This is a genomic window from Actinoallomurus acaciae (genome assembly GCF_042429965.1).
GTDB classification, from domain to species: domain Bacteria; phylum Actinomycetota; class Actinomycetes; order Streptosporangiales; family Streptosporangiaceae; genus Actinoallomurus; species Actinoallomurus acaciae.
In genome coordinates this window covers 1-8,973 of the sequence record NZ_JBHLZP010000343.1, presented here as the reverse complement: position 1 = coordinate 8,973, position 8,973 = coordinate 1, and the positions used below count along the sequence as shown (strand labels likewise).

At 71.0% G+C, this 8,973-nt stretch carries 9 protein-coding genes and 1 pseudogene; 8 read left to right on the top strand and 2 right to left on the bottom strand.

The annotated features are described in order from the left end of the window. From ACFFNX_RS33580 to ACFFNX_RS33555, 6 genes and pseudogenes are all read left to right on the top strand, one after another. Positions 1-201 (top strand): annotated as a pseudogene (locus tag ACFFNX_RS33580) (hypothetical protein); the annotation flags it as partial. Beyond that, positions 198-1,076, top strand: coding sequence for a pantoate--beta-alanine ligase (gene panC, locus ACFFNX_RS33575; protein WP_378209892.1), 879 nt, complete (start codon positions 198-200; stop codon positions 1,074-1,076). The pseudogene ACFFNX_RS33580 and the gene panC, both read left to right, overlap by 4 nt. Continuing rightward, entirely contained in the window at positions 1,076-1,498 is a 423-nt protein-coding gene (gene panD, locus ACFFNX_RS33570; protein WP_378209891.1) for an aspartate 1-decarboxylase, read from the top strand. Before panC ends, panD begins: the two co-directional genes overlap by 1 nt. A gap of 445 nt (positions 1,499-1,943) precedes the next feature. Then, positions 1,944-3,563: an L-aspartate oxidase gene (locus ACFFNX_RS33565; RefSeq protein WP_378209890.1), complete on the top strand. Its 1,620-nt coding sequence runs from the start codon at positions 1,944-1,946 to the stop codon at positions 3,561-3,563. Beyond that, the gene (gene nadC / locus ACFFNX_RS33560; protein WP_378209889.1) at positions 3,560-4,417 is read left to right on the top strand and encodes a carboxylating nicotinate-nucleotide diphosphorylase; all 858 of its coding nucleotides are present in this window, start codon (positions 3,560-3,562) and stop codon (positions 4,415-4,417) included. Before ACFFNX_RS33565 ends, nadC begins: the two co-directional genes overlap by 4 nt. 176 nt (positions 4,418-4,593) lie before the next feature. Then, entirely contained in the window at positions 4,594-5,400 is an 807-nt protein-coding gene (locus tag ACFFNX_RS33555; protein WP_378209888.1) for a type III pantothenate kinase, read from the top strand. Here the strand turns inward: ACFFNX_RS33555 and ACFFNX_RS33550 are convergent. After that, positions 5,394-5,894, bottom strand: coding sequence for a hypothetical protein (locus ACFFNX_RS33550; protein ID WP_378209887.1), 501 nt, complete (start codon positions 5,892-5,894; stop codon positions 5,394-5,396). The two genes, ACFFNX_RS33555 and ACFFNX_RS33550, sit on opposite strands and share 7 nt — an antisense overlap. Positions 5,895-6,018: 124 nt before the next feature. Here ACFFNX_RS33550 and lysX point away from each other — a divergent pair, with 124 nt between their 5' ends. Both lysX and ACFFNX_RS33540 read left to right on the top strand, forming a co-directional pair. Further along, positions 6,019-7,512, top strand: coding sequence for a bifunctional lysylphosphatidylglycerol synthetase/lysine--tRNA ligase LysX (lysX, locus tag ACFFNX_RS33545; RefSeq protein ID WP_378209886.1), 1,494 nt, complete (start codon positions 6,019-6,021; stop codon positions 7,510-7,512). A gap of 94 nt (positions 7,513-7,606) precedes the next feature. Further along, the gene (locus tag ACFFNX_RS33540; protein ID WP_378209885.1) at positions 7,607-8,413 is read left to right on the top strand and encodes a GAF and ANTAR domain-containing protein; all 807 of its coding nucleotides are present in this window, start codon (positions 7,607-7,609) and stop codon (positions 8,411-8,413) included. 50 nt (positions 8,414-8,463) lie between these two features. Here the strand turns inward: ACFFNX_RS33540 and ACFFNX_RS33535 are convergent. Continuing rightward, the coding region (locus ACFFNX_RS33535) for a peptidase associated/transthyretin-like domain-containing protein (RefSeq protein ID WP_378209884.1) at positions 8,464-8,973 on the bottom strand (510 nt) is incomplete at its 5' end.

Sequence of the window (8,973 nt, the reverse complement as noted above, 5' to 3'; positions counted from 1 at the left end):
GTCGCCCGCGGCGACGCCGGCACGGTCGCGGGCCACGTCGAGGAGCTGGGCCGCATCTCACCCAAGGCGCGCGGCGCGTACGTCGCCCTGGCCCGCCTCACCGCCGACCGCGCGCTCGCGGCCGGTCTCCTGAAGCCCGACGACGCATCACGTCTCCTCGACGCTCTGGCCGAACGCGGTTCCGAAGGGAAGCAGCCATGACGCTCGTGATCGCCCGTACCCGTGAGGAACTCGCGGCGGCCCGTTCCTCCTTCGGGACGATCGCGCTCGTGCCCACCATGGGCGCGCTGCACGAGGGCCACCGGTCCCTGATGCGCCGGGCGCGGGGCCTGGCCGGCACGGTCGCCGTGAGCATCTTCGTCAACCCGCTGCAGTTCGGGCCGAACGAGGACCTCGACCGCTATCCCCGTACGCTTTCGGACGACCTGGCCGTCTGCGCCGACGAGGGCGTCGGCCTGGTCTTCGCGCCGACGGTCGAGACCATGTACCCCGACGGCCGGGGCACGGGGGTCACGGTCAGCGCGGGCGAGATGGGGACGATCATCGAGGGCGCGTCCCGGCCGGGCCACTTCGACGGCGTGCTGACCGTCGTGCTCAAGCTGTTCAACATGGTCCGCCCGGAGATCGCCGTGTTCGGCGAGAAGGACGCACAGCAGCTCGCGATGATCCGCCGCATGGTCGCCGACCTGAACGTCCCGGTGTGGATCGACGCCTGTCCGACCGTACGCGAGAAGGACGGGCTGGCGCTGTCGAGCCGCAACCGTTACCTGTCGCCACCGGAGCGCGTGACGGCGCTGTCGCTGTCGCTGGCCCTGCGCCGGGGCGCGGCGGCGGCGCAGGACGGGCCCGCCAAGGTCCTCAAGGCGGCCCGCGCCGTCCTCGACGAGGCGACCGACACCGAGCCGCCGCTGGAGCTGGACTACCTCGAACTGGTGGATCCGACGACGTTCCACGAGGTCGACGAGGAGTACGTCGGTCCGGCCGTCCTCGCCGTCGCGGGCCGGGTGGGCGCCACCCACCTGATCGACAACACCCCGCTGTACCTGACGCCAGAGCCGCCCACGGAGTCGCGCTGATGTTCCGCACCATGTTCAAATCCAAGATCCACCGGGCCACGGTCACCCAGGCCGACCTGCACTATGTGGGCTCCATCACGATCGACGAGGACCTGATGGAGGCGGCGGACCTGCTCGCGGGCGAGCAGGTCCAGGTGGTCGACATCGACAACGGCGCCCGCCTGGAGACGTACGTGATCGCCGGACCGCGAGGAAGCGGCGTGATCGGCCTGAACGGTGCCGCGGCGCGGCTGGTGCACACGGGCGACCTGATCATCATCATGAGCTACGCGGCCATGACGGACGAGGAGTGCCGAACCTTCGAGCCGAAGGTCGTCCACGTCGACCGCGACAACCGGATCATCGCTCTGGGCTCCGACCCGGCAGAGCCGGTCCCCGGCACGACCATGGTCCGCGGCGACACGCTCGCCGGTTCTGTGTAAGCCGGGCGGGCCCGGTGCACGGTGGCCGGGTTCAGCCGCGAACAAGTCCATTCTCCACGGCACAACGAGGTGGTGAGGGCGGTCGGCGGCGCGTGATGTAGCGCTCAGGGCCGGACGCGATTTCGTGCGTCCGGCCTTGCCCTCGGTGGCATAAGCGTTCAGCGGGTCGGACGCCGAGGCTCACCGGCGGTCCTCCGGGGCGCTGAAAGGACGCGGCCGATGTCGGCCTTTTCCGTCCACGGTTCCCCGAGGCCCTCCGGTCTTCTCGTGGCTCGTCGTGCTCTCGTTCGGCCGTGTCAAAGCCTGCCGCGCGCCCCTTGCCGATGCCGAGGAGGCGTCTCGACCGGCCGGTTCACTCATCGTTGACACGGGGCCGAGGGAATCAGACGTTCCGGGCGCGAGTTATAGTCAGTTTGACGAGAACCTGCCTCCCCCAGGAGGGCTCATGCTCCCTCGACGTCTCACCGCCCCGCCGCCCGGTTGGACCACCGGCGCCGACATCGTTGTGATCGGGTCCGGCATCGCCGGTCTCGTGGCCGCCCTGCGGGCCCGTACGGCGGGCAGGGTCCTTCTCGTCACCAAGGCGCTCCTTGATGACGGGTCGACGCGCTGGGCGCAGGGTGGGATCGCCGCGGCGCTCCACCCGGGCGACTCGCCGGAGGACCACCTCACCGACACCCTCACCGCCGGGGTCGGCATCTGCGACCCCGAGGCCGTACGCGCGCTGGTCACCGAGGCGCCCGACGCGGTCCGCGGGCTGATCGCGCTCGGTGCCGAATTCGACCGTGACGGGGACGGGCACATCGCGCTCACCCGCGAAGGCGGTCACCTGCGGAGCCGTATCGCGCACGCCGGTGGCGACGCGACCGGCGCCGAGATCAGCCGGGCGCTGCTCGCCGCCGCCAAGGACGCCGGGATCGAGGTCATCGAGCACGCCCTGGCGCTCGACCTGCTGATCGAGGACGGTCGGACGGCCGGCGTCACCCTCCACGTCATGGGGGAGGGGCAGCGCGACGGCGTCGGTGCCGTACGGGCCCGCGCGGTGATCCTCGCGACCGGCGGGCTCGGGCAGGTCTTCCAGGCGACCACGAACCCGGAGGTCTCCACCGGCGACGGGCTGGCGCTCGCGCTGCGGGCCGGGGCGCAGGTCGCCGACGTGGAGTTCGTGCAGTTCCACCCGACGGTCATGTGGCTGGGCCCGGACGCACGGGGCCGCCAGCCGCTCATCTCCGAGGCCGTACGCGGCGAGGGTGCCTTCCTGATCGACGGTTCCGGCACGCGGTTCATGACCGGCCGGCACCCGCTCGCCGACCTGGCCCCCCGCGACGTCGTGGCCAAGGAGATCATGAACCGGATGCGCGAGACCGGCGAGCCGTGCATGTACCTCGACGGACGCAACCTCGGCCCGCGCATCTGGGCGCAGCGGTTCCCCACGATCACGGCGGCCTGCGAGCGGCACGGCATCGACCCGGTCAACGAGCCGATCCCGGTGCTGCCGGCCGCGCACTACGCGAGCGGCGGCGTCCGTACGGACCTGTGGGGGCGCACGAGTGTGCCCGGCCTGTACGCCTGCGGCGAGGTCGCCTGCACCGGCGTCCACGGCGCCAACCGCCTCGCCTCCAACTCGTTGCTCGAAGGGCTGGTGTTCGCCCAGCGGATCGCGTCGGTGCTGGCCGACGACATCGAGCAGGACGCCCCGGCGCCATCGGGGGCCGCCGGGGCGTCCACCCTTCTCGACCCCGGCATCCGGCCCGAGGTTCAGCGGATCATGACGCTCGGCTCCGGTGTGCTGCGCGACGGCCCCGGCCTCGAGCGTGCCGCGGCCGACCTGGCCGCGCTGGCGGGCCGTACGACCGACCGCCCGCACACCGAGGCCTGGGAGGTCACGAACCTGCACACCGTCGCGTCACTGATCGTTGCCTCGGCGCGGCGCCGCGAGGAGACGCGCGGCAGCCACTGGCGATCGGACTTCCCCGACGCCTCCGACGAGTGGCGCGGGCACCTCATCTCGACCCTCGACGACGACACCCTGACCACGACGTACGAACCCGCGGAGATCCGATGAGCGCGCACATCTGGCTGGCCGAGGCCGGTCTCGATCCACAGGCTGTGGAGAGCGTCGTCCACGTCGCGCTGGCCGAAGACGGCGAGCGCGACGTCACGAGCGAACCGATCTTCGACGCGGACGCCATCGCCGGCGCCGACGTGGTGACGCGTCGCCCCGGCGTGGTCGCGGGCGTGCCGGTGGCCGCCCTGGTGTTCGAGACGCTCGGCCTCACGGTCAAGCCGATCGCCGCCGACGGCGACCGGATCGCCACGGGTGACGTCCTGCTCTCGGTCGAGGGACCGCTGCTCGGGCTGCTGCGCGCCGAGCGCACCGCACTGAACTTCCTCACCCACCTGTCCGGCGTCGCCACCGTCACCCGCCAGTGGGCGGACGCCGTCGAGGGCACCCGGGCGCGGGTCCGCGACACCCGCAAGACACTGCCCGGCCTGCGGGCCCTGCAGAAGTACGCGGTGCGCTGCGGGGGCGGCGTCAACCACCGCATGTCGCTGTCGGACGCCGCGCTGATCAAGGACAACCACGTCGCGGCGGCCGGTTCGGTCACCGCGGCGTTCAAGGCCGTACGGGCCCCCGGCCTGCACGTACAGGTCGAGTGCGACACACTTGATCAGGTGAGCGAGGCGCTGGCGGCCGGAGCGACCTCGATCCTGTTGGACAACATGGACATCCCGACGATGGCCGAGGCCGTGGGCCTGGTGGCCGGGCGGGCCGAGCTGGAGGCCAGCGGCGGCCTCACGTTGGACGGGGCCCGAGGTGTGGCCGAGACCGGTGTCGACTACCTTGCCGTTGGGGCACTGACCCATTCGGTGCCCGCACTCGACATCGGCCTTGACCTGAACAGAGCGGCGAGCTGACGAGCGAGCGTAGTGGATGGTGAGGGACGAGCCGTCCGCGGAGTGAGCGAGGAGGCGAGCGCGACCATTGACACGGCGCGGCGAGCTGACGAGCGAGCGTTGTGGGCGGTGAGGGACGAGCCGTCCGCGGTGCGAGTGAGGAGGCGAGCGCGACCAATGAACACCGCGGGGACCTGATGCTGCTCACCATCGACGTCGGTAACACCCACACCGTGCTCGGCCTGTTCGAAGGCGACGAGGTGATCGAGCACTGGCGGATCAACACCGACTCCCGGCGTACCGCGGACGAGATCGCGGTGGTCCTCCAGGGGCTCGTGCAGCAGAGCCCCCTGCTCGCCGAGACCGACATCAGCGGCATCGCGCTCTGCTCGACGGTGCCGTCGGTGCTGCACGAGATGCGGGAGATGTGCCGCCGCTACTACGGCGACGTGGCCGCGGTGATCGTTGAGCCGGGTGTCAAGACCGGTGTGCCGGTGCGGATGGACAACCCCAAGGAGGTCGGGTCCGACCGCATCATCAACGCCCTGGCCGCGAACCACATCTACGGCGGCCCGGCGATCGTGGTCGACTTCGGCACGGCGACGACGTTCGACGCCGTCTCGGCCAAGGGCGAGTACGTCGGCGGCGCGATCGCCCCCGGCATCGAGATCGCGGTCGACGCGCTGTCGGCCCGTGGTGCGCAACTGCACAAGGTCGAGCTCGTCCGGCCCCGCAACGTCATCGGCAAGAGCACGGTCGAGGCGCTGCAGTCGGGCATCATCTTCGGCTTCGCCGGGCAGGTGGACGGCGTGGTCGACCGGATGTCGGAGGAACTGGCCGACAACCCCGAGGACGTCACGGTGGTCGCCACCGGCGGCCTCGCGCCCCTGGTCCTGGACGAGGCCCGCACCATCGACGCGTACGAGCCGTGGCTCACGCTGATCGGCCTGCGCCTGGTCTACGAGCGCAACGTCGGCGTCTCCGCCGAGCCGAAGGCTCAGTAGCCGAACACCGCGGTGAACCGGTAGCGCAGCAGCGAGTCGACCCGGTCGCACTGGATGTCGACCCAGTGCTCACCGTGGTGGTACTCGAACGAGGTGCCGTCGCGGAAGCACCGGGTGATGGTGTCGTCGTCGACGTCCCCGCCGTCGTTCTCGATCCAGTCGCCGACCGCCTTGAGCGGGGGCGGGTCGCAGGGGACCGAGGTGTCGCACTGCTCGCTGTAGACCATGGTGAACCGGTGGTTGTCGCCGCCGAGCGAGGTGCTGGTGAACCTGCCCTGCGGGGTGCCGGCCCGCTGGGACCAGTCCTTGAGATAGTGGCGCGGCCGGTAGTCGGAGGTGTAGTAGGCGCCGCCGATGACGGCGACAACGATCACGAACAGCGCGCCGAGCACGACGAGCGGAACGCATCCCCGGCGGGGGCGGCGAGGCGGGGGCGCCCAAGGGCGCGGCGGGCCCGCGGGGCCCGGTCCGTACGGCGGAGGCGAGGGGTTCATCGGCGGCGATGGTAGTCATCCACCGCGGCGGCGACATCACCATGGCCGGATGAGGAAAGGTCGGTCCCGGTGACCCCGGCATGTGAATCGGTTCGCAAGCCTCCCGGGACGGTCGGTAGCCTTCATGACCGTGAACGAGTCGCAGCAAGACCTTCCGGAGCAGATGCGGATCCGCCGGGACAAGGCGGAGCGCCTGCGCGAGAGCGGGGTGGACCCGTACCCCCTCGGATTCCCGCGTACGACCACGATCGCGAAGGTCCGCGCTGACCATCCCGACCTGGAACCGGGCACCTCCACCGGCGAGAAGGTCGGGGTCACCGGCCGCGTCATGCTGGCTCGTAACACCGGCAAGCTCTGCTTCGCCACCATCCGCGACGGCAGCGGCGACATCCAGATCATGCTCTCCCTCGCCAACGTCGGCGAGGAGGCGCTGGAGGGGTGGAAGCGCGACATCGACCTCGGCGACCAGGTCGGCGTCGAGGGCGAGGTCATCACGTCCAAGCGCGGCGAGCTGTCGATCATGGCGGACCGCTACGTGCTCACGTCCAAGTGCCTGCGCCCGCTGCCGGAGAAGCACGCGGGCCTGACCGACCCCGAACAGCGCGTACGCCTCCGCTACGTCGACCTGATCGTCAACGACGACGCGCGGCGCATGGCCCGGCTGCGCAGCGACACGGTGCGGGCGATCCGTGAGTACATGAACGACCGCGAGTTCCTCGAGGTCGAGACCCCGATGCTCCAGCCGATCCACGGCGGGGCGTCCGCGCGGCCGTTCGTCACGCACATCAACGCGTACGACATGGACCTCTACCTGCGGATCGCGATCGAGCTGTACCTCAAGCGGCTCGTCGTCGGCGGCATCGAGAAGGTCTATGAGATCAGCCGCAACTTCCGCAACGAGGGCGCCGACTCCTCGCACAACCCCGAGTTCACCATGCTCGAGGCCTACGAGGCGTACGGCGACTACGACACGATCGCCACGCTGACCCGCGAGATCTATCAGGCCGCGGTGGTGGCCGCCCTCGGCACGACGGTCGTGGTGCACGACGGCCAGGAGGTCGACCTCGGCGGCGACGAGTGGCCCAAGGTCACCCTGTACGACGCGGTGTCGGGCGCGGTGGGCGAGGAGCTGACCACCGAGACGCCGATCGATCAGGTGCGCAAGCTGTTCGACCTGCGCGGCCTGGAGTACGACCCGGCGTGGGGGCAGGGGCGCCTCGTGCAGGAGCTGTTCGAGGAGCTGGTCGAGCACACGCTGATCCAGCCGACGTTCGTCCGCGACTACCCGCTGGAGACCTCGCCGCTCGCCCGTACGCACCGGTCCAACCCGCTGCTGACCGAAAAGTGGGACCTCATCGGCTTCGGCACCGAGCTGGGTACGGGCTATTCCGAGCTGATCGACCCCATCGAGCAGCGGCGCCGGCTCACCGAGCAGTCTCTCCTGGCGGCCGGCGGCGACCCGGAGGCCATGCAGCTCGACGAGGACTTCCTGCGCGCACTGGAGTACGCCATGCCCCCGACCGGCGGTGTCGGCATCGGCATCGACCGTATGATCATGGCGTTCACCGGCAGGAATATCCGCGAGACGATCCTTTTCCCACTGGTCAAGCCCGAATAGAGTTAAGCCCGCGTTCGCTCGCCGGGCACGATGCGCTCGATACGGTGATACTGAATATTCGCTCCGGACTCCGGCGTTACGGGAGGAGGGCGTTGTGGACGATGACGGAGCCGATACCCCTCTTCTGCCGGAACCGGCGGCCGGCTCCCTCCCGGAGGGGCCGGCGTCGCTGTCGCGTGAGCTGGGCGAGCTGACCCGTGCCCTGCTCACCGCCACCACGGTGGACGGTGTCCTGGAGCGCATCATCCTCGCCGCCCGCTACCTCATCCCCGCGGCCGACGTCGTGAGCATCACGCTGCGTGAGGAGGACGGGGACTACTACACCCCGGCCGAGACCGACGCCGCGGGCACCGAACTCGATCGCCGCCAGTACGAGACGGGCGAAGGCCCCTGCCTCGACGCCGCCGACCCCGGCGGGCCCGCGTACGCGCACAGCGCCGATCTCGCCACCGAGTCCGCCTGGCCGGCCTTCGCGCGCGAGGCGACCGCGCACGGGTTCGCCTCGGTGCTGTCCACCGCGCTGATCACCGTGCCGGAGCCGCCGCCGTTCACCGCCGCGCTGAACATCTACTCTCGCGAGCGCGATGCCTTGGGAGATTCGGCCCGCGACACAGCGTTCCTCCTCGCGACGTACGCGTCGCTCGCGCTGGCCGCCCTCTATCGCGGCGCCGCCACCGAACGCGCCCTGCGCCGGTCGGAGGCGGACACCGCCAACCTGCGCAAGGCGCTCGACACCCGGACGGTCATCGGCCAGGCCACCGGGATCTTGATGGCCCGCCGGCGGCTCTCGGCCGACGAGGCGTTCGACGTGCTCGTCCGCGCTTCGCAGAACCACAACATCAAGCTGGCCCACCTCGCCGAACTCCTCGCCCGTCACCCGGGCACCGCCGACCGGATCTGAGCGGCCTCCGCGGAGGCGTTCGGGAGACGCGCTCCGCGGAGGCGGCCCGGCTATGGCGTGGCGTCGGGGTCGACGCCCACCACGATCGTGGCGAGCAGGCCGTGTTGCGGCGCGCCGCCGTGGTGCAGGGTGACCAGGCCGGCGGAGCCGCCGTCCTGGTAGATGCCGTCCTCGTCGAGGGTCGTGCGGTGCACGGTGTTGATCGCGTACGGCTGGAGTCCGGCGATCTGCCCGGCGACCTTCTCCTCGAAGAAGAACTGGCCGGTGTGGACGACGCGCCCGCCGGCGTACTTGCCGCCCTTGGCCCTGCCGCCGAGGTGCACCTTGGCGTGGATGTGGATGGCGCGGCCGACGTACCAGCCGGGGAAGAGCGTACGGAACTCGACCACGCCGTGCCGGTCGCTGGTCTGGACGCCGCGCAGGAAGGTCAGCTGGTCGGTCGGCTCGACATGGCCTCCGCCGGGCGGCGGTTCGGACGGGTCGGACGGCGGCGGGGAGTCCGGCGGAGGCGTGCCGCCGCCCGGTCCGCCGCCGTTCGCGCCGCCGACGCCGAGCGCCGT